This window comes from Variovorax sp. LARHSF232, from assembly GCF_052871435.1.
Genome location: NZ_JBIXJS010000001.1, coordinates 292,518 through 312,203, shown reverse-complemented (window position 1 = coordinate 312,203; position 19,686 = coordinate 292,518). Strand labels below are relative to the sequence as shown.

20 protein-coding genes are annotated in these 19,686 nt (G+C 67.1%); 6 read left to right on the top strand and 14 right to left on the bottom strand.

Annotated features, from left to right (window positions below):
• Positions 1-51: 51 nt before the first annotated feature.
• The 13 genes from grpE to ACIPRI_RS01430 all read right to left on the bottom strand — a co-directional run bounded on the left by grpE (position 52) and on the right by ACIPRI_RS01430 (position 12,200).
• A complete protein-coding gene (grpE, locus tag ACIPRI_RS01490) occupies positions 52-621 on the bottom strand; it encodes a nucleotide exchange factor GrpE (protein WP_446620348.1) in 570 nt (189 codons plus the stop codon).
• A 196-nt stretch (positions 622-817) separates the two neighbouring features.
• Positions 818-1,171, bottom strand: a complete 354-nt coding sequence (locus ACIPRI_RS01485; RefSeq protein WP_446587773.1) for an FKBP-type peptidyl-prolyl cis-trans isomerase — start codon at positions 1,169-1,171, stop codon at positions 818-820.
• A 50-nt stretch (positions 1,172-1,221) separates the two neighbouring features.
• A complete protein-coding gene (locus ACIPRI_RS01480) occupies positions 1,222-1,563 on the bottom strand; it encodes a winged helix-turn-helix transcriptional regulator (protein WP_446587771.1) in 342 nt (113 codons plus the stop codon).
• 421 nt (positions 1,564-1,984) lie between these two features.
• Positions 1,985-2,842 (bottom strand): archaetidylserine decarboxylase, encoded by an 858-nt coding sequence (asd, locus tag ACIPRI_RS01475; RefSeq protein WP_446587769.1) that lies wholly within the window; start codon positions 2,840-2,842, stop codon positions 1,985-1,987.
• Positions 2,843-2,974: 132 nt separating this feature from the next.
• Complete coding sequence (locus tag ACIPRI_RS01470; protein ID WP_446587767.1) at positions 2,975-3,973, bottom strand: Bug family tripartite tricarboxylate transporter substrate binding protein; 999 nt, start codon at positions 3,971-3,973, stop codon at positions 2,975-2,977.
• Positions 3,974-4,011: 38 nt separating this feature from the next.
• Positions 4,012-5,094: a lactonase family protein gene (locus ACIPRI_RS01465; RefSeq protein WP_446587765.1), complete on the bottom strand. Its 1,083-nt coding sequence runs from the start codon at positions 5,092-5,094 to the stop codon at positions 4,012-4,014.
• Positions 5,091-5,855, bottom strand: coding sequence for an SDR family NAD(P)-dependent oxidoreductase (locus ACIPRI_RS01460; RefSeq protein WP_446587763.1), 765 nt, complete (start codon positions 5,853-5,855; stop codon positions 5,091-5,093). Before ACIPRI_RS01460 ends, ACIPRI_RS01465 begins: the two co-directional genes overlap by 4 nt.
• Positions 5,856-5,878: 23 nt before the next feature.
• Positions 5,879-7,459 carry a galactarate dehydratase gene (gene garD / locus ACIPRI_RS01455; RefSeq protein WP_446587761.1) on the bottom strand — a complete coding sequence of 527 codons (1,581 nt, stop codon included), beginning with the start codon at positions 7,457-7,459 and terminating at the stop codon, positions 5,879-5,881.
• 6 nt (positions 7,460-7,465) lie between these two features.
• Entirely contained in the window at positions 7,466-8,767 is a 1,302-nt protein-coding gene (locus tag ACIPRI_RS01450; RefSeq protein WP_446587759.1) for a TRAP transporter large permease, read from the bottom strand.
• On the bottom strand, positions 8,758-9,204 hold the full coding sequence (locus ACIPRI_RS01445) for a TRAP transporter small permease (RefSeq protein ID WP_446620347.1): 447 nt from the start codon (positions 9,202-9,204) through the stop codon (positions 8,758-8,760). The genes ACIPRI_RS01450 and ACIPRI_RS01445 overlap by 10 nt, the downstream gene beginning before the upstream one ends.
• Before the next feature lie 196 nt (positions 9,205-9,400).
• Positions 9,401-10,369 carry a TRAP transporter substrate-binding protein gene (locus ACIPRI_RS01440; RefSeq protein WP_446587757.1) on the bottom strand — a complete coding sequence of 323 codons (969 nt, stop codon included), beginning with the start codon at positions 10,367-10,369 and terminating at the stop codon, positions 9,401-9,403.
• A gap of 56 nt (positions 10,370-10,425) precedes the next feature.
• Positions 10,426-11,325, bottom strand: a complete 900-nt coding sequence (locus ACIPRI_RS01435) for an SMP-30/gluconolactonase/LRE family protein (protein WP_446587755.1) — start codon at positions 11,323-11,325, stop codon at positions 10,426-10,428.
• Positions 11,326-11,354: 29 nt separating this feature from the next.
• Positions 11,355-12,200, bottom strand: coding sequence for an NAD-dependent epimerase/dehydratase family protein (locus ACIPRI_RS01430; protein WP_446587752.1), 846 nt, complete (start codon positions 12,198-12,200; stop codon positions 11,355-11,357).
• Positions 12,201-12,272: 72 nt separating this feature from the next.
• Here ACIPRI_RS01430 and ACIPRI_RS01425 point away from each other — a divergent pair, with 72 nt between their 5' ends.
• The 4 genes from ACIPRI_RS01425 (at position 12,273) to ACIPRI_RS01410 (ending at position 16,667) form a co-directional block, all read left to right on the top strand.
• Complete coding sequence (locus ACIPRI_RS01425) at positions 12,273-13,088, top strand: FadR/GntR family transcriptional regulator (RefSeq protein WP_446587750.1); 816 nt, start codon at positions 12,273-12,275, stop codon at positions 13,086-13,088.
• Positions 13,089-13,247: 159 nt separating this feature from the next.
• Positions 13,248-14,234, top strand: a complete 987-nt coding sequence (locus ACIPRI_RS01420) for a Bug family tripartite tricarboxylate transporter substrate binding protein (RefSeq protein WP_446587748.1) — start codon at positions 13,248-13,250, stop codon at positions 14,232-14,234.
• Positions 14,235-14,288: 54 nt separating this feature from the next.
• A complete protein-coding gene (gene kdgD, locus ACIPRI_RS01415; RefSeq protein ID WP_446587746.1) occupies positions 14,289-15,200 on the top strand; it encodes a 5-dehydro-4-deoxyglucarate dehydratase in 912 nt (303 codons plus the stop codon).
• A 30-nt stretch (positions 15,201-15,230) separates the two neighbouring features.
• On the top strand, positions 15,231-16,667 hold the full coding sequence (locus tag ACIPRI_RS01410; protein WP_446587744.1) for an aldehyde dehydrogenase family protein: 1,437 nt from the start codon (positions 15,231-15,233) through the stop codon (positions 16,665-16,667).
• A gap of 34 nt (positions 16,668-16,701) precedes the next feature.
• Here the strand turns inward: ACIPRI_RS01410 and ACIPRI_RS01405 are convergent, their stop codons facing one another.
• Positions 16,702-17,607 (bottom strand): AEC family transporter, encoded by a 906-nt coding sequence (locus tag ACIPRI_RS01405; protein WP_446587742.1) that lies wholly within the window; start codon positions 17,605-17,607, stop codon positions 16,702-16,704.
• Positions 17,608-17,723: 116 nt separating this feature from the next.
• Here ACIPRI_RS01405 and ACIPRI_RS01400 point away from each other — a divergent pair, with 116 nt between their 5' ends.
• Positions 17,724-18,698, top strand: a complete 975-nt coding sequence (locus ACIPRI_RS01400; protein WP_446620346.1) for a tripartite tricarboxylate transporter substrate binding protein BugE — start codon at positions 17,724-17,726, stop codon at positions 18,696-18,698.
• Positions 18,699-18,768: 70 nt separating this feature from the next.
• Positions 18,769-19,677 carry a site-specific tyrosine recombinase XerD gene (gene xerD, locus ACIPRI_RS01395; RefSeq protein WP_446587740.1) on the top strand — a complete coding sequence of 303 codons (909 nt, stop codon included), beginning with the start codon at positions 18,769-18,771 and terminating at the stop codon, positions 19,675-19,677.
• The last annotated feature ends 9 nt before the right edge of the window (positions 19,678-19,686 follow it).

The window sequence follows — 19,686 nt, the reverse complement described above, 5'->3', positions numbered from 1 at the left end:
TTGTGGATAACCCTGCCGGATTCAAGGGATGCAGCGGGGATATCTTGTGGATCAGTTGGGCGCGCTGACGGTGACCAGCGCCGGGCGCAGGACCCGGTCGGCAATCGTGTAGCCCTTCTGCAGCACGCCCACCACGGTGTTGGGCTCCTGGCCGGGTGCCGGCACCATCGAGATGGCCTGGTGCTGGTGCGGGTCGAACTTGGCGCCCGGGGCCGGTGCGATTTCCAGCACCTTGTTGCGCTCGAGTGCGCTCTTGAGCTGGCGCAGCGTGGCTTCGGCGCCTTCGCGCAGCTGCTCGGGGGTGGCGTCCTGCACGGCCAGCCCGGCTTCCAGGCTGTCGGTCACTGGCAGCAGGCTTTCGGCAAAGGCTTCCACCGCGAACTTGCGGGCCTTGCTCACTTCGTCGTCGGCGCGGCGGCGGGCGTTCTGCACGTCGGCCTGGGCGCGCAGGAACTGGTCGGCCAGCTCGGCATTCTTGGCTTCCAGCGCCGCCAGCTCGCCCTGGATCTGGGCCAGGGCCTGCTGTGCATCAGCCTCGTTGGCGGCCATCGCCGCTTCGAGTTCTTCCGGGCTGACGTCGTCCTGGAGGTTGGGCTGTTCGGGTTTTTGAGCTTCAGACATCATCGATAGGTCGGCCAAATGTCGGCCAAGCAGGAATATGAAAACAATTGCGGCCTAGGTGGGGCCGCACTTGCGCTTTTCAAGACAGAAATTTGCGCGCCGGCGGGCGGCAAAAAGGCGGCCCGCAGGCCGCCTTTTGTACTTGGGCGCCCGGGGCGCCGAATTCAATGCTCGCCGCTGATCCGGGCTCAGCGTCTCAATGCGCGTCGAGCAGTTCGACGTCGAACTTCAAGGTGGCGTTGGGCGGAATCACGCCGCCGGCGCCACGGGCACCGTAGCCCAGCTGCGGCGGGATGATCAGGGTGCGATGGCCGCCGATCTTCATGCCGGCGACGCCTTCGTCCCAGCCCTTGATGACCTGGCCCGCGCCCAGCGAAAAGGCGAAGGGATCATTGCGGTCGCGGCTGGAATCGAACTTGGCGCCCTGCACGCCGTCGTTGTAGAGCCAGCCCGTGTAGTGCACATGCACATGCTGGCCGGCCTTGGCTTCGGCGCCGCTGCCGACGGTGGTGTCTTCGTATTGCAGGCCCGAAGGCGTGGAGGTGGGCATGGGTGGGCTCCTTGAATGCGCTGAAAGGGGCGAAGTTTAAGGCAGCCGCCCTATCGAGGAGCAGCCGGCGCCGCGGCTGCAGGCGCTGTCTTGCGGCCCTGGCCCAGCTGCCAGCGGGCGGCAAAGGCCTGCAGGTCGGACAGGCGCTTGAGCAGGTCCTGCCCGCTCAGGGTGAGGCTGTAGCCTTCGCTGCCATGGGCCACGATGCCGGCCTCGCGCAGTTCCTTGATGCGGGTATTGAGCGTATTGGGTGTGATGCCGCCCACGCTGTCCTGCAAGAGCCTGAAGGTCTGGGCGTGGCCGTCGCGCAGGGCCCACAGCACGCGCATGGCGTAGCGCGCTTCCAGGAGTGCCAGCAACTGGCTGATGGCCGCGGTTTCCTTCGTGCTCATCTGAAATGGGTCTCCTGGGCGGCGCTGCCGCTAGCTAGGGCCTGTTCACACTATTTATGGGGATCGCGTTGGCCCGCATTGGGGCTGGATGCAAGACGCCCGCGCGCAGCAATGCTGAAGCATTGCAAGCGCGGGCAACGCCGCAGACGGCCCCAATGCGTGCCAACCCGAAGGGAAGGCATGCCAAAGCGGCCAACTCCGCGTTGCACGCCTTGCGTGTGCCGACGCACACGCGGCGTCGTGCGCCTTGATTTGCCCGCTTTGGCATGCCTTCGCGACCCCGTAAATAGTGTGAACAGGCCCTAGTCACTTGCTCGGCAGGTGAATCGGGCCGGCGACTATAGCGCAAGAAAAGACCGCCTGCTACGACTTTTGTAGCTACGGATACAAGCTGGCTGCGGGCTGCGGGATGGCCAACATTTCAGGCCGGCCAGTCTTGCGCCATCGCTTCGCCCAGCCGGATCGCGCCGCCGGGCGCCCAGCCCGGATTGAACTGGAGGCGCGGCGCCGGAAACAGCATGACCACGGTCGAGCCCAGCAGGAAGCGGCCCATCTCCTCGCCCTTCTTCAGCTCGATTCCTTGGCCGCTGTAGTCCCATTCGCGCACCTTCTTGACGCGCGGCGGGTTCACCACGCCGTGCCAGACGGTGGCCATGCTGCCGACGATGGTGGCGCCCACCAGCACCAGCACGAAGGTGCGGCCATGCGTGGATTCGAAAACGCAGGCCACCCGCTCGTTGCGGGCAAACAGCCCCGGCACGCCACGCGCCGTGGCGGGGTTGACCGAGAACAGCTCGCCGGGCACATGGATCATGCGCAGCAAGCGCCCGTCGCAGGGCATGTGGATGCGGTGGTAGTCGCGCGGGCTCAGGTAGAGCGTGGCGAAGCTGCCGTTGGCAAACTGCGCGGCCAGTTGCGCGTCGCCGCCGACCAGGGCGGTGGCGCTGTACTGGTGGCCCTTGGCCTGGAAGATCTGCCCGGCCTCGATGGCGCCGAACTGGCTGATGGCGCCGTCCACCGGGCAGACCAGGGCCGCATCGGCGATGGGGCGGGCGCCGGGCTTGAGCGCCCGCGTGAAGAAGTCGTTGAAGCTGGCGTAGCTGGCGATGTCGGCGTCCAGCGCCTCGCCCATGTTCACGCCGTACTTGGCGACGAAGCGGCGAACGATCCAGGTGGTGACGGCACCACGCTCCTTGCCCGCCACCCAGCCGGCAAAGGAGGTCAGGGCCTGCTTGGGCGCCAGGTATTGCGCAAGGAGGGAGAGGCGTTCGGACGGCAAGAGCGGGGGGCAGCCTCGAAGGCAGCTTCTGGGTATTGGGTAGAGGGGAGCGCGATTCTAGCCAGCCGCTGGGGCCGGCCTGTGAGCGTTTCTCCCCAGGCCGTGCCGGCGGCCGCCGCGCTCTGTTCGGCTCTATTCGGCCTTGATGTTCGCCGCCTTGATCACCTGCGCCCACTTCTCGACCTCCGCCTTCTGGAAGGCGGCGATCTGCGCGGTCGTCATGTCGGCCGGCTCCATGCCGAAGCCCTTGAGCTTGGTCTGCATCTCGGGCTCGGCCAGGATCTTGCGGATCTCGGTGTGCAGCCGGTCCACGATCGGCGCCGGCGTGCCGGCCGGCACGAAGATGGCCTGCCACGACAGCACCGAGAAATCTTCCAGACCCTTGATGCCCGACTCCGCAACCGTCGGCACGTCGGGCATGGACGCCAGCCGTTTTGGCGAGGTGACGGCAATGGCGCGCAGCTTGCCGCTCTGGATGTGCGGCGCGGCCACCACGGTGGTGTCGAACATCATCTCGACCTGGCCGCCGATCACGTCCTGGATGGCGGGGCCGCTGCCCTTGTATGGCACGTGGGTGAACTTGACGCCCGACTTGAAGGCCAGGAGTTCCAGCGACAGGTGCTGCGAGGTGCCGGTGCCCGCCGAGGCGGACGACAGGCCGCCGCTGGCCGCCTTGGCCTTGCTGGCCTCGATCACGTCCTTCAGCGTCTTGTAGGGGCTGGCCTGGTTCACCACCAGCACCACCGGGTTGGTGCCGATCAGGGTAACCGGCGCGAAGGACCTGACCGGGTCGTAGCCGATCTTGGGATACATGCTCACGTTGATCGCATGCGAGCTGATGGTGCCGCCCAGCAAGGTGTAGCCGTCCGGTGCGGCGCGCGACGCGATCTCCGAGCCCACGCTGCCGCCGGCCCCGCCCTTGTTGTCGATCACCACGCTGGTGCCCAGCGCCGTGCCCAGTTTCTGGGCGATGAGGCGGCCCAGGGTGTCGGTGGTGCCACCGGCCGGGAAGGGCACCAGGTAGGTGATGGCCTTGCCGGTCGGCCAGTTGCCTCCCTGGGCCAGGGAGGCGGGCAGGGCGGTCGCGGCGAGCAGGGCGGTGGCGCCTTGGATGAGGGTGCGGCGTTGCATGTGCGTGTCTCCTTTTTTTCGTGATGCGAATGAATGGGTCAGGGCAGCTCGACGATCTCGACCCAGTTCGGGTTCTTGCCGGCCGCGAAGCGCTTGGGCGTGCCGGGCAGGCCGGTTTCGGGGTCGAGCGGGTGCAGCGAAACGCTGTGCGAATCCTGTCCCGCGGCGATGAGGAAGCGGCCCGAGGGATCGATGGCGAAACCGCGCGGCGTCTTCTCGGTCGGCACCTGTCCGAGCGCCTGCAGCCGCCCGGTCGCGGAATCGATGCGGAAGACCGAGAGCAGGCTGGACGTGCGCTCCGACGCATACAGCGTGCGGCCGTCGGGCGACAGGCGCAGCTCGGCCGCCCAGGGCTTGCCGCCAAAGCCTGGCGGCAGCGTGCTGATGCGCTGCACCTCGCGCAAGGTGCCGCGTGCCGCGTCGTAGTCCATCACGCGCAGTCCGGCGTCGAGCTCGTTCAGCACGTACATGTGCTGCTGGGCCTTGTCCCACACGAAGTGGCGCGGACCGGATTTGTCCGGTCCGACGGCCGTCAGCGCCGGTTCGTTGGCGCTGAGCCGGCCCGAATCGGCATCGAAGCGCCAGCTGGAGAGGTTGTCGCCGCCCAGGCTGGTGGCGAACACGTAGCGGTTGGCCGCGTCCGCGTGGATGGCGTGCGCATTCGGCGCCGTCGGGATGAGCTGCTGCACGGCGCCCACCACGCCGTTCTTGTCGATGCTGTTGACGGTGATCTTGTGCCCAGGATAGGACGCCGCGAACAGCCAGCGGCCGGTGGCGTCCGTGTCGATGCTGGCCATGCTGTCGGCCAGCGGCGCCTCGCCCAGCTTGCGCAGCTTGCCGCTGGCCGGATCGATGGCCAGGCTCGCCACCCGATAGGGCTGCGAGCGCAGCGCCACGTACAGCACACGCTTGTCGGGCGAGGTGGCCATCGGCATGGCGGTACCGCCGACGGGCACGGTTTCCACCGGCGCCAGGCTGGCCGCGGCGCGGTCAAGTGCGAAGACCGAGACGTCCTGGCTGTCCGCATTGGCCACGTACACCCAGGTGGCTGCGCTTGCGGGGCCGGCCAGTGCAAGCAGCAGTCCGGCGATGAGGTTTGGGGCGCGTCCTTGCAGGGTCATGGCATGTACTGCCCGCCGTTGATTTCCAGGATCTGCCCGGTCACGTAGCCCGACAGCTGTTCCGACGCGAGATAGAGGAAGGCGCCCACGCATTCCTCGGGTGTGCCGACGCGCCCCATGGGGATGCTGGCGCGAAAGCTATCGAGCATTTGCGGGGTCGAGTAGCGGTCGTGGAATGGCGTCTGGATCACGCCCGGCGCCACCGCGTTGACGCGGATCTTGTCGGCCACCAGTTCCTTCGCCAGCCCGCGCGTGGCGGTGCTGACGAAGCCCTTGGCGCCGGCGTACAGGTAGGCACCCGGCCCGCCGCCGTGGCGCGCCGCCACGGAGCTCACGTTGATGATGCTGCCGCCCTTGCCCGTGGCGCGCATCAATGGCACCACTTCGCGGCAGAAGGCCAGCGCGGAGCGTGCATTGAGATGCAGCACCTCGTCGAAGAGCTCGTCGCTCATCTCGCCGATCGGCACGCGCTGAACCAGGCCGCCGGCGTTGTTGACCAGCACGTCGATGCTGCCGAGCCTGGTGTGCGTTTCCTGCACGACGCGGCGGATGGCGGCGCTGTCGCGCACGTCGCCCTGCACGGCAAAGGCGGAGCCGCCGGCGGCCGTGATGTCGGTCACGACCTGGCTGGCAGCATCGACCGAGCTGTTGTAGTGCACCGCCACCCGCATGCCCTGGGCCGCGAAGGCGCGCGCCACCGCGGCGCCGATGCCGGTGCTGGCGCCGGTCACGAGGACGGTCTTGCCGTTCAGGTCGTTCATTGCTTTGCTCCTTGTCGGTCGGATCAGGTCACGGGGGCGGGGTTGAACAGCACCAGCGCGTTGTGCAGCTTCCAATGCTCGGCCCAGGTCTTCTTGCGGCCACTGGCCACTTCCAGCATCAGGCGGAACAGCTCCCAGCCGATGTCTTCGATGCTGGCCTCGCCGTCGGCGATGCGCCCGGCGTTGACGTCCATCAGGTCGTGCCAGCGCCGCGCCAGGTCGCTGCGGGTGGCCACCTTGATCACCGGCACCTCGGCCAGGCCGTAAGGCGTGCCGCGGCCGGTGGTGAACACATGCAGGTTCATGCCCGCCGCCAGCTGCAAGGTGCCGCAGATGAAGTCGGATGCCGGCGTCGCGGCGTACAGAAGACCCTTCTGCTTCGCCTTCTCGCCCGGCGCGACCACGCCGGAGATGGCCGACGAGCCGCTCTTGACGATCGAGCCCATCGCCTTCTCGACGATGTTGGACAGGCCGCCCTTCTTGTTGCCGGGCGTGGTGTTGGCGCTGCGGTCGACCCGGCCGCGCTCCAGGTAGCGGTCGTACCAGTCCATCTCGCGCACCATGGCTTGCGCCACCTCCGGCGAGGCCGCGCGCGAGGTGAGCTGGTCGATGCCGTCGCGCACCTCGGTGACCTCGGAGAACATGACGGTGGCGCCGGCGGCCACCAGCAGATCGGTGCAAAAGCCCACCGCCGGATTGGCGGTGACGCCGGAGAAGGCGTCGCTGCCGCCGCACTGCACGCCCACCACCAGTTCGCTGGCCGGCACCGTCTCGCGGCGGCGTGCGTTCAGGCGCTCCAGGTGCTCCTCGGCCTGCGTCATGATCGAGTCGATCATCGACATGAAGCCGACATGCGCCTCGTCCTGCAGGCACACCACGTCCAGCTGGTTCTCGGCGCTTGCGCCCACATCGGCCACGTTGCGTTCATCGACCAGGGGGATGCTGCCAGGCGGCAGCAGGCGCTCGGGTTGCAGCTTCTCGCAGCCCAGGCTGATCACCATCACCTCGCCGCCGAAGTTGGGGTTGAGGCTGATGTTGCGCAGGGTGCGGATCGGCACCACCGCATCGGGCGCATCGATGGCGACGCCGCAGCCGTAGCTGTGGGCCAGGCCCACCACGTCATCGACGTTCGGGTACTTGGGCAAGAGCTCGGCCTTGATGCGGGCCACGGCGAAATCGGTGACGCCGGCCACGCACTGCACCGTCTGCGTGATGGCCAGGATGTTGCGTGTACCGACCGAGCCATCAAGGTTGCGGTAGCCCTCGAAGGTATAGCCGGAAAGCGGCGCCAGCGGCGGCGGCTTCACGGTGGCCTCCGGCAGGCCTTCCAGCCCCGGCGCCTCGGGCATGCGCATCAGCCGCTCGTGCACCCAGCTGCCGCGCGGCAGGGCCTTGAGGGCATAGCCGATCACCACGTTGTAGCGCCGGATCGCCTCGCCTTCGGCCAGGTCCTCGAGCGCCACCTTGTGGCCCTGCGGCACGTTGTCGACCAGAGCGAGGCCATCGTCGAACACGGCCCCGGCCTTCAGCCCGCCGTCGTTGGCGACGATGGCGACGTTGTCGGCCGGATGGACCTGGATGCGGTGGGGTGCGCGCGTGCTCATGGTGTCTTACTTGGCGGTGGGGCTGACCAGCTCCGGCAGCCACAACGAGAAGGCCGGCACGTAGGTCACCAACATCAGGCAGATCAGCAAGGCGCCGTAGAAGGGCCAGATCGATCGCATCACCTGCCCGACCGACACGCCCCCTATCGCGCAGCCGATGAACTGGGTGGTGCCCACCGGCGGCGTGTTCAGCCCCAGCGCGCAGTTGATCAGCATCACGATGCCGAACTGCACCGGGCTCATGCCGAACTGCATGGCGATGGGCAGGAAGATCGGTGTGCAGATCAGGATGGTGGCCGCCATGTCCAGGAAGGTGCCCAGCACGAACAGCAGCACGTTGATCATCAGGAAGATGACCCAGGGCGAGCTCGACACGCTGGTCATCAGCTCGCCGGTCTTCTGCGGCACCTCGTACAGCGCCATGAAGTAGCCGAAGGCCGAGGAGATGCCGATCAAAAGCAGCACCACGCCGGTCGTCTTGACTGCCTTGGCGCAGGCCTTCAGGAAGTCGTGCCAGCTCAGTGACCGGTACACGAACACGGTGACGATCAGCGCCCACAGCACCGCGGTCGCGGCCGATTCGGTGGCCGTGAACACGCCCGACAGGATGCCCACCAGGATGATGACCACGATCATGAGGCCCGGCAGCGCACCGATGAACGACGCCAGCACCTCGCCCCAGCCCGGGAAGGCGCCACGGATCGGGTAGCCGCGGCGGATCGCCACGTAGTAGGCCGCGCCCAGGTTGCACAGCGTGAGGATCAGCGCCGGGATGAGGCCCGCCAGGATCAGGCTGAGCACGCTCACCGAGGCGATGCCGGTGGTGGCCAGGGTGAAGATGATCAGGTTGTGCGAGGTGGGCATCAGCGCGCCCACCAGCGCCGCATGCGTCGTCACGTTGACGGCGTAGTCGGCGTCGTAGCCTTCCTTCTTCATCAGCGGGATCATCACGGAGCCCATGGCCGAGACGTCGGCCACCGGCGAGCCGGCCACGCCGCCGAACAAGGTGCAGCCCACCACGTTGCTCATGCCCAGGCCGCCGCGCACGTGGCCCACCATGCTGTTGGCAAAGCGCACGATGCGCTGCGCGATGCCGCCATACAGCATCAGCTCGCCGGCGAACACGAAGAAGGGAATGGCCAGGAAGGAGAAGATCTGCATGCCGCCGACCATCTTCTGGAAGACGATGGCGATCGGCATGCCCGAATACAGCACGGTCGTGATCGAGGCCAGGCCGATCGAGAACGCAACCGGCACGCCCAGCACGAGCAGCGCCAGGAAGACCAGGGAAAGAACGGTCAGTTCCATGCAGGCATCACCTCTTCGTCGCGCAGCAGGGCGACGATATGTTCGATTGAAAACATGACGATCAGGGCGCCCGAGACGCACAGTGCAAGGTAGTCCAGACCGACGGGCACGCCCATCATGGGCTTGATGTCGGTCCACTTGAGCTGGGTCCAGATCCAGCCGCTCCAGGCCATGATGGCGCCGAACAGCGCGACCAGCGCATGGATGAGGATCTCGATCTTCAGGCGCATGCCCTCGGGCAGCAGGGCGACCAGCGAGTCCAGGCCGATGTGGCCCGCATCGCGCACGCCGACGGCCACGCCCAGAGCGGTGACGTACAGCACCAGTTGCAGCGCCAGGCCTTCGGCCCAGGTCGGGGTGTCGTTGAAGACGTAGCGGCCGACCACCTGGTACTGCACGCAGACGATGATGGTGATGAGCATCGCCACGGCCAGCATCAGGCTGGCCTTGGACAGGAGGGCGCACAAGCGCGTGTAGGCGTGGCGCGCCGGTGGGCGCGCATCGGGGTTGTCGATGCCGTGCAGGAAGGCGGCTTCGGCAACGTTCGCGTCCACCAGCGGATCGGCGTGCGTCATGGGTTGTCTCCCTTGAGAAATCGGGGCCCTCCCCGCAGGGGCGGGGAGGGCGTCTGCTTTACTTGCTGTCTTGCACGGACTTGACCAGGCGCTGCAGGTCAGGCGTGGAGATGAACTTCGCGTACACCGGCGTCATGGCGGCACGGAAGGAGGCCTTGTCCACGTCCGACACGATGGTCGCGCCGCCCTTGGTCACCACTTCCAGCGACTTGGCTTCCTGCTCGTCCCACTTCTTGCGCTGGAAGGCGACCGATTCCTTGGCCGCGGCGCGGAACATGTCCTGGTCGGCCTTGGACATCTTGTCGAAGATCACCTTGGAGATCACCAGCATCTCGGGCGCCATCGAATGCTCGGTGCGCGAGTAGATCTTCACCGCTTCATAGTGCTTGAAGCCGTCGTAGGAGGGGATGTTGTTCTCGGCGGCGTCGATCAGGCCGGTCTTCAGGGCGGTGTAGACCTCGCCGGCGGGCATCGGCGTGGCGTTGGCGCCCATGGCGCTCACCAGCGCCACCCACAGGTCGGACTGCTGCACGCGGATCTTCAGGCCCTTGGTGTCGGCGATCGACTTGACGGGCTTCTTCGTGTAGATGGAGCGCGAGCCGCTGTCGTAGAAGGCCAGGCCCACCAGGCCTTCGTGCTCGCAACCCTTGAGGATTTCGTCGCCGATCGGGCCGTCCAGCGACTTGCGCATGTGGGCGATCGAGTCGAACAGGAAGGGCATGGTCGGCACCAGCGTCTTCGGGCACATCGAGTTGAGCGCGCTGATGTTCACGCGGTTCATCTCCAGCGCGCCGATCTTGACCTGGTCCAGCGTTTCCTTCTCGGTGCCCAGGGCGCTCTTGTTGAAGACCTTGATCTTGTATTTGCCGTTGCTGCGCTTGTCCAGCAGTTCGCTCATGTGCTTGACGGCGGCGACGGTGGGGTACTCGTCGCTGTTGTGCACGTCGGCCGAACGGAATTCCACGGCCTGCGCGGACAGCGCGCAGGCGCTGGCGGCAAGCGCGATCAGGTGGCGGGTGTATTTCATTTGTCTTCCTCTTTGCTTTGGTGGTGGTTGATGAAACGTTTTGAGGGAACCGGATTTCAGAAGCGGCACGCGGGCTCGGGCAGACCCGTGATGCCGGGGTTCAGGGCGAACACCCCCCCGGCAAGCGGCTGGTCCGACAGGTCGCCGCCGGGGCGGATCGAGGTCACGAACAGCGTGTCCAGGCCACTGCCGCCAAAGGCGCACATGGCGGGCTTCTTGACCGGCACGGGCAGGGAGCGGTCGAGGCGGCCATCGGGCGTGAAGCGGTGCACCAGGCCGGCGTCGTTGCCGCAGATCCAGTAGCAGCCCTCGGCGTCGACGGCGGCGCCGTCGGGACGGCCAGGCAACGGCTTCATGTCGACGAACAGGCGCCTGTTGTGCGGCGTGCCGCTGGCCGTGTCGTAGTCGAAGGCCCAGATCGCCTGCACGTTGGGGTGCGAGTCCGACAGATACATGGTGCGCCCGTCCGGGCTGAAGGCCATGCCGTTGGGCACGATGAGCTGGTCGAACTGCAGGCGCAGGGCAGCCTCGGCGTTCACGTCGCTCTGGTAGCGGTAGACCCGGCCGACATCACGCGCGGCCGCCATGTCCATCAGCATCGTGCCGGCCCAGAAGCGCCCCTGGCGGTCGCAGCGGCCGTCGTTGAAGCGCATGCCGGGCAAGGCGTGTGCCACGTTCGCCACGCGGCTGGCGGCCAGCGTGCCGTCGTCTCGGGTGGCGATGGCGAACAGGCCGCTTTCCATGCCGGCAATCCACTGGCCCGGATGGCCGGCGCGCGGCGCGATGCAGGCCAGCATTTCGTCGCCCGTCCAGAGCGTGTGGGCGCCGCTGGCCGGATCGATGCGGTGCAGCTGCCTGGCCGGGATGTCGACCCAATAGAGGGCTTGTTCTTCCGCGCTCCAGATCGGGCTTTCGCCCGTGCCGCAGCGCGCGTCGAGGATGAGTTCGGCTTGCATGGCCTTGGATACGCTGCGCGCTCTTGGCGTCAGTCGCCGAAGGGGCCCTGGGCGGTGAAGGCGCCGCCCTGGTAGATGGCGTTGGGGTCGCTGGGCGCCACGGGGGGCTGGGCCTCGACCTTGTCGCGAAAGACCTCCGAGCTGTCCTGCGGCGCGAAGCCCAGGTGCGCCGCGGCACTGTTGTCCCACCACATGTTCTTGTTGGCCGACACGCCGTAGACCACCGTGTGCTTCACGTCGGGCGTGAAGAGCGACTTTTCGACCAGCTGGGTGAGGTCGCGGTAGCTCAGCCAGGTGCTCATCATGCGGCGGTTGGCCGGCTCGGGGAAGGAGGAGCCGATGCGGATGCTCACCGTCTCGATGCCGTAGCGGTCCCAATAGAACTGCGCCAGGTCTTCGCCGAAGGACTTGGACAGGCCGTAGTAGCCGTCCGGGCGGCGCGCCGCATGCGCGTCGATGTGCTCGTCCTGCCTGTAGAAGCCGATCGTGTGGTTGGAACTGGCGAACACGACGCGCTTCACGCCATGGCGCCGCGCCGCCTCGTACACGTGGAAGACGCCGCGAATATTGGCTTCCAGGATCTGCTCGAAGGGCCGCTCCACCGACACGCCGCCCAGATGGACGATGGCGTCGCAGCCGGCCACCAGCGCATCGACGGCCTTCTTGTCGGCCAGGTCGCAGGGCACGACTTCTTCATGGGGGCCGGCGGACGGGGCCATCTCGGCCACGTCGGACAAGCGGATCACGCGCGCCATGGGCTGCAGCCGTTCGCGCAGGACCTTGCCCAGGCCGCCGGCCGCGCCGGTCAGCAGGAGGCGCGAAAGGCGCGGGGCGGGGGAGGAAGCGCCTTTAGTGGCGCCGGAGGTCTCGCTCATGTCGTCTTGTCTCGTCTTCAGTTATCTGTTGTCGTACAACTCGTGTGCCATTATCATCAGGCCATGACGCGAATGTCAACAGCAGTTCCCACCCCCGACGGTTCTGCGCCGCCGGCATCGGCGCCCGCGCCCTTCGTGGCGCGCGAGCGGCAGCGCGGGCGTGGGCTGGCCCACAGCCTGGTGGACGACTTCAGCGCGCGCATCCGCGATGGCGCGTTGCGCCCCGGCGACAAGCTGCCCACCGAGTCGGCCATCATGCAGGCCTTCGGCGTCAGCCGCACGGTGGTGCGCGAGGCGCTGTCCAAGCTGCAGGCGGCCGGCCTGGTGGAGACGCATCACGGCATCGGCACCTTCGTGCTGCAGCCGCGCGCGGCGGGCGTGTTCCGTCTCGATGCCGGCGACATCGCCACCTCGGTCGACGTGCTGGCCGTGCTGGAGCTGCGCATCAGCCTGGAAACCGAATCGGCCGGCCTGGCCGCCATGCGCCGCACCGAGGAGCAGCTGCAGGCGATGCGCCGCGCGCTCGACGATTTCGAGGCCAACGTGGCGCAGGCCGGCGACACCGTCGCGCCGGACTTCCGCTTCCATTTGCAGATCGCCCAGTCCACCGGAAATCCGTACTTCGCGGACATCATGAGTCACCTGGGCACGACCATCATTCCGCGCACGCGCATCAACGCGCTGCGCAACCTGGACCGCGGCGGCGAGTACCTGAGCCGGGTGAACCGCGAGCATGAAGAGATCTATGCCGCCATCGCGCGGCGCGATCCCGAATCGGCGCGCGCGGCCATGCGCATCCACTTGACCAACAGCCGCGAGCGCCTGCGAGTGGCCCAGGAAGCGGCGCGCCAGGCGCAGCAGGGCGGCGACGGCAACCCCTCGCGCTGAACGCCGGGCCGCGCCCGGTTGTTCTTTTTTCTGGACAGGTCATCTCTTAAGTTGTACGATGACTGATAACAAAGCTGCCCCGGCCAGCGACGCTCAGCGCGACGTGCGTGCCAAGGCATCTCTCTTCTTCCTTCACTCATCCACAAGGGGACACACACCATGAGCCAAGACCGCCGCCGCCATCTGATCGGCGCCACGCTTCTATTGGGTTCGCTGGCACTCGCACAGGCGCCGGCCCTGGCGCAAGCACAGTGGCAGCCGAGCAAGCCGATCAAGATCGTGGTGCCTTACCCGCCCGGCGGCTCATCGGACATCATTGCCCGCGCCATCAGCCAGCCGCTGTCGGCTGCACTGGGCCAGCCGGTGATCGTCGAGAACAAGCCGGGTGCCAACGGCAACCTGGGGGCGGACTTCGTGTCCAAGTCGACGCCGGACGGCTACACGCTGCTCTTGTGCGATGTCGGGGCGCTGGCCATCAGTCCCTCGGTTTACACCAAGCTCAGCTTCGATCCCTCCAAGGACCTGCGCGGCGTGACCATGCTGGCCTATTCGCCGCACCTGCTGGTGGTGAATCCTTCGGTGAAGGCGGCCAACCTGAAGGAACTGGTGGCCCTCTCCAAGACCGGCGACCTCAACTTTGCCGTGACCGCCACCGGCAGCGCGCCGCACCTGGCCGGCGTGGCACTGCAGCGCGCCGTCAATGCCAAGTGGACCTATGTGCCCTACAAGGGCGGCGTTCAGGCGATCCAGGACACGGTGGCCGGCCAGACCCAGGTGCTGATGAACGGCATGCTCGCCACCTTGCCGCAGGTGCAAGGCGGCAAGCTCAAGGTGCTGGGCGTGTCCAAGGCCACGCGCATGCCGCTGATCGGCGATGTTCCCACCATTGCCGAACAGGGCGTGCCCGGCTTCGAATCGGGCACCTGGCAAGGCGTGCGCGTGGCGCGCGGCACGCCCGACGCCGTGGTGCAGCGACTGAACAAGGAACTGATCACCGTGATCCGCTCGGCCGACATCCGCTCGCGCCTGGCCGGGCAAGGCGCCGAGGTGGTGACCATGACGCCGGCCGAGGAAGAGCAGTTCTTCAGCAAGGAGCGCGCACGCTGGGCGCAAGTCGTGAAGGCTGCCGACATCCGTCTTGATTGAGCCTTCCGTTCGATCTCTTTTCCAATTGCGACCCTACTTTTTCTGGACCGTTCGATGAATCCCCAAGAACTCAAATCCATCATGGGCTCCGGCCTGCTTTCCTTTCCGCTGACCGACTTCGATGCGAACGGCGACTTCCACAAGGCCGGCTATGTCAAGCGCCTCGAGTGGCTGGCGCCGTACGGCGCGAGCGCGCTGTTTGCGGCGGGCGGCACCGGCGAATTCTTCTCGCTGACGGCCGAGGAATACCCCGAGATCATCCAGACCGCAGTCGACACCTGCCGCGGCGTGGTGCCCATCATTGCCGGCACCGGCGGCCCGACCCGCTTTGCCATCCAGTGCGCGCAAGCGGCAGAGAAGGCCGGCGCGCACGGCATCCTCTTGCTGCCGCACTACCTGACCGAAGCCGGCCAGGAGGGCCTGGCGGCGCATGTGGAGGCGGTGTGCAAGAGCGTGAAGTTCGGCGTGATCGTCTACAACCGCGCCAACAGCAAGCTCAAGCCCGAGACGCTGGCCCGCCTGGCCGAGCGCAATCCCAACCTCGTCGGCTTCAAGGACGGCGTGGGCGACATCGAGGCCATGGTCGCCATCTACCAGAAGATGGGCGACCGCTTCGCCTACCTGGGCGGCCTGCCCACCGCCGAGGTGTATGCCGCGGCCTACAAGGCGCTGGGCACGCCGGTGTATTCGTCGGCCGTGTTCAACTTCATCCCCAAGACCGCCATGGATTTCTACAAAGCGGTGGCAGAGGACGACATGGCGACGCAGCATCGCCTGCTGAAGAACTTCTTCATGCCTTATCTTGATCTGCGCAATCGCATGGCAGGCTACGCGGTGAGCATCGTCAAGGCCGGCGCGAAAGTCGTCGGCCACGACGCCGGACCGGTGCGCGCGCCGCTCACCGACCTCAAGCCCGACGAAATGGACAAGCTCAAGGCGCTGATCGACACGCTCGGTCCGCAGTAATCTGCATCCTGAACCGAGGAGCGACGCAACATGCAGCAGCACGACAACTTCATCGGAGGCGATTGGGTCAAGGGCAACAGCTACAGCCCGAACCTGAACCCGTCCAACCTGGCCGACACCATCGCCGAATACGCACAGGGTGACGCCGCGCAGGTGGACGCGGCCGTGGCGGCCGCCACCGCGGCCTTCCCGGCCTGGGCCACCGGCAGCATCCAGGCCCGATCCGATGCGCTGGACAAGATCGGCAACGAGATCCTGGCGCGCAAGGAAGAACTGGGCACCCTGCTGGCGCGCGAAGAGGGCAAGACCCGCGCCGAAGGCATCGGCGAAGCCGCACGCGCCGGCTACATCTTCAAGTTCTTCGCCGGCGAATGCCTGCGCCTGGGCGGCGAAGTGCTGCCCTCGGTGCGCCCGGGCATCGGCGTGGAGATCACGCGCGAGCCGGTGGGGGTGGTGGGCCTGATCACCCCCTGGAACTTTCCCATCGCGATTCCTGCCTGGAAGGTGGCGCCCGCGCTGGCCTTCGGCAATTGCGTGCTGCTCAAGCCGGCCGACCTGGTGCCGGGCTGCGCCTGGGCGCTGGCCGAGATCATCAGCCGCTCGGGCATTCCGGCCGGCGTGTTCAACCTGGTGATGGGACGCGGCAGCGTGATCGGCAATGCGCTGGTCGAGCATCCGGGCATCCATGCCATCAGCTTCACCGGCTCGGTCGGCGTGGGCCGCGGCATTGCGCTGCGCTGCGCACAGACGCACAAGAAGGTGCAGCTCGAAATGGGCGGCAAGAACCCGCAGGTGGTGCTCGATGACGCCGACCTGGCGCAAGCGGTGGAACTGAGCGTGCAAAGCGCCTTCTATTCCACCGGGCAGCGCTGCACGGCATCCAGCCGCCTGATCGTGACCGAGGGCATCTATCCGAAGTTCATCGCGGCGATGAAGACGCGCATGGAGAAGATCCAGGTGGGCGACGCGCTGGCGCAGGGCACCGATATCGGCCCGGTGTCCAGCCAGAGCCAGCTGGAGCAGGACCTCGCCTACATCGAGATCGGCAAGGGCGAGGGCGCCACCCTGGCGGCCGGCGGCCAGCGCCTGAAGCTGGACAGCGATGGCTTCTACATGTCGCCGGCGCTGTTCTCGGAATCGGTGGCCGCCATGCGCATCAACAAGGAAGAGATCTTCGGCCCGGTGGCGAGCGTGATCCGGGTCAAGAACTACGACGAAGCCCTGGCCACGGCGAACGACACGGCCTTCGGCCTGTCGGCCGGCATTGCCACCACCAGCCTGAAGTACGCCACGCACTTCAAGCGCCACAGCCAGGCCGGCATGGTGATGGTGAACCTGCCGACGGCGGGCGTGGACTACCACGTGCCCTTCGGCGGCCGCAAGGGCTCGAGCTACGGCCCGCGCGAGCAGGGTCGCTATGCGCAGGAGTTCTTCACCACGGTGAAGACGGCTTACACGCTGGCTTGAGCGCGGACCGCTTCCTGGTGGGCAGGGTTCATGCTCACCTCGGCAGCGCCAGCGCGAAGGTCAGGCTGGCCACCCCGAGCAGGGTGGACATCGTGACCAGGCCGGCGACGAAGGCGCCGTTGTAGCCCATGCGCGCCGCCAGCACATAGGCGCTGGAGGCGGTGGGCACGGCGGAGAAGGTCATCAGCACGCTGGCCTGCATCGGCTCCAGGCGCATCACGCGCACCAGGCCCCACGCCACCAGCGGCAGCATCAGATGCCGGATCGACAGCACCGACACCGCCAGCACTTTGCCGCGCCCCAGCATGGCGAACTGCATGCCGGCGCCGGCGGCCATCAGGCCCAGCGCCAGGGAGGCGCCGCCGATGCGCGAGAGGGTGGGCGTGAGCCAGCCGGGCACGGTGAAGCCCAGCACGTTGGCCAAGAGGCCCGAGGCGGTGGCGATGATCAGCGGGTTGCGCACCAGCTGGTGCAGGAAGCCGGTCTGCGCGTGGCGCGCCATCGGCCAGACCGAGGCCACGTTGAGCAGCGGCACGCACACGCCGATCAGCACCGCGATCAACAGCAGCCCCTGTGCGCCGGCCAGGCGTTCGGCCAGCGTCAGGCTGATGAAGGAGTTGAAGCGGAAGGCCACCTGCGCGCTGGCCGCATGTTCGCGCTTGTCGATGTGATGGCGCAGCCAGGGCAGGAAGGGCAGGCTGTAGGACAGCGCGATGCCGGAGAGGCTCAGCATCACGCCGGCCGCCACCAGGCTGGAGGTGGCGCCAAAATCCAGCGGGCTGCGCACGATGGAGTGGAACAGCAGCACCGGAAAAAGAAAGTAGTACACCAGGCTGTCGACCTGGTCCCACACCTTGCGATTGAGGGCGGTGTAGCGGCACAGAAGCCAGCCGCAGGCGATGAGGGAGAAGTCGGGGAAGAGCAGCTGCGCGTAATTCACCGGCTCGAGGATAACGGGCCTCCTTGGGTAATCCATGGAGCGGCCGGGCCCGGCTTGCAGCTAGGATTCGCACCTTCAGGTTTTGTCGACATCCCCCAACTAGGAGTTCTCTGATGATTCAACGTCGCCAATGGGCCGCGCTCGCCGGTGCGGCCGCGCTGCTGACACTGGCTGGCCCCAGCCTGGCGCAGGGCTATCCCAACAAGCCGATCGAACTGCAGGTGCCTTTCGCCCCTGGCGGCACCACCGACATCGTGGCGCGCGTCGTGGCCGATCCGCTCAGCCGGGTGCTGGGCCAGAGCGTGGTGGTGGTCAACAAGGCGGGTGGCGGCGGCATCGTCGGCGCCAACGAGACCGCCAAGGCAACGCCGGACGGCTACAAGCTGGGCGTGGCCACGGTGTCGAGCACCGCTGCCAATCCGGCGATCAACCCGAAGGTGCCCTACAACCCGATCACCGACTTCACGCCGATCATCAACATCGCGGCCACACCGAACGTGATCGCGGTCAACCCGAGCTTTCCGGCCAAGAACTACGCCGAGTTCGTGGCCGAGCTCAAGCGCAACCCGGGCAAGTATTCCTACGCCAGCTCGGGCACCGGCGGCATCGGCCATCTGCTGATGGAGCTGTACAAGAGCCTGTCGGGCACCTTCGTCACCCATATCCCCTACCGCGGCGCCGGCCCGGCGCTCAACGACACGGTGGGCGGCCAGGTGCCGATGATCTTCGACAACATCCCCTCGGCCCTGCCTTTCATCCAGGCCGGCAAGCTGGTGCCCCTCGTGGTGGCCGCGCCGCAGCGGCTGAAGGAACTGCCCAATGTGCCCACCTTCAAGGAAGTGGGCCTGGAGCCGGTGAACCGCATGGCCTACTACGGCATCCTGGGCCCCAAGGGCCTGCCGAAGGAGGTGGTGGACAAGATCAGCGCCGGCACCAAGAAGGCGCTGGAAGATCCGGCCGTTCGCAAGCGCATCGAGGACACCGGCTCGATCATCGTGGCCAACACGCCCGAGCAATTTGCCGCGCAGATCAAGGCCGAGTACGACATCTACAAGCAGGTGGTGGTCAAGCAGAAGCTTTCGCTCGACTGATCGTCGCCCCCCGTGCCGACGAAGCCGCCCGATGGGCGGCTTTTTTCTTGTTTGCTATCTTTGCGGCCCGATGAGCGCAACAGACCCCAAAACCGCATTCCCCGAGATCGATGAATTCATCGACGGCCTGTGGCTGGAGCACGGCCTGGCCGGAAACACGCTCGAGGCCTACCGGCGCGACCTGCGCCTGTTTGCGCAATGGCTGCGCGAGCGCGGCGGCGGCCTGGACGGCGCGCGCGAGAACGACCTGCAGGCCTACATGGGCGCGCGGCTTTCGCAAAGGGGCAAGGCCACTTCGGCGAACCGGCGGCTGACGGTGTTCAAGCGCTACTACCGCTGGGCCCTGCGCGAGCGGCGCATCGACGCCGACCCGACCCTGCGCCTGGTGCCGGCCCGCCAGTCGCTGCGCGTGCCCAAGACCTTGACCGAAAAGCAGGTGGAAGACCTGCTGGCCGCGCCCGACCTGGGCACGCCGCTGGGCCTGCGAGACCGCGCCATGCTGGAGCTGATGTATGCCAGCGGCCTGCGGGTGAGCGAGCTGGTCGGCCTCAAGGCCTTCGACCTGAGCCTCAACGACGGTGTGCTGCGCGTGCTGGGCAAGGGCAGCAAGGAGCGGCTGGTGCCCTTCGGCGCCGAGGCGCGCCGCTGGATCGAGCGCTACCTGCACGAGGCGCGCGACGAGATCCTGGCCGGCCAGCAGACCGCCGACCTGTTCGTCACCGCACGCGGCGCCGGCATGACGCGGGTGATGTTCTGGATCATCGTCAAGAAATGCGCGCTGGCCGCCGGCATCCGCTCGCCGCTGTCGCCGCATACGTTGCGCCATGCCTTTGCCACGCACCTGCTCAACCATGGCGCCGACTTGCGCGCGGTGCAGATGCTGCTGGGGCATGCCGACATTTCCACCACCACCATCTACACCCACGTGGCGCGCGAGCGGCTCAAGCAGTTGCACGCGCAGCACCATCCGCGTGGATAGCGCCAATAC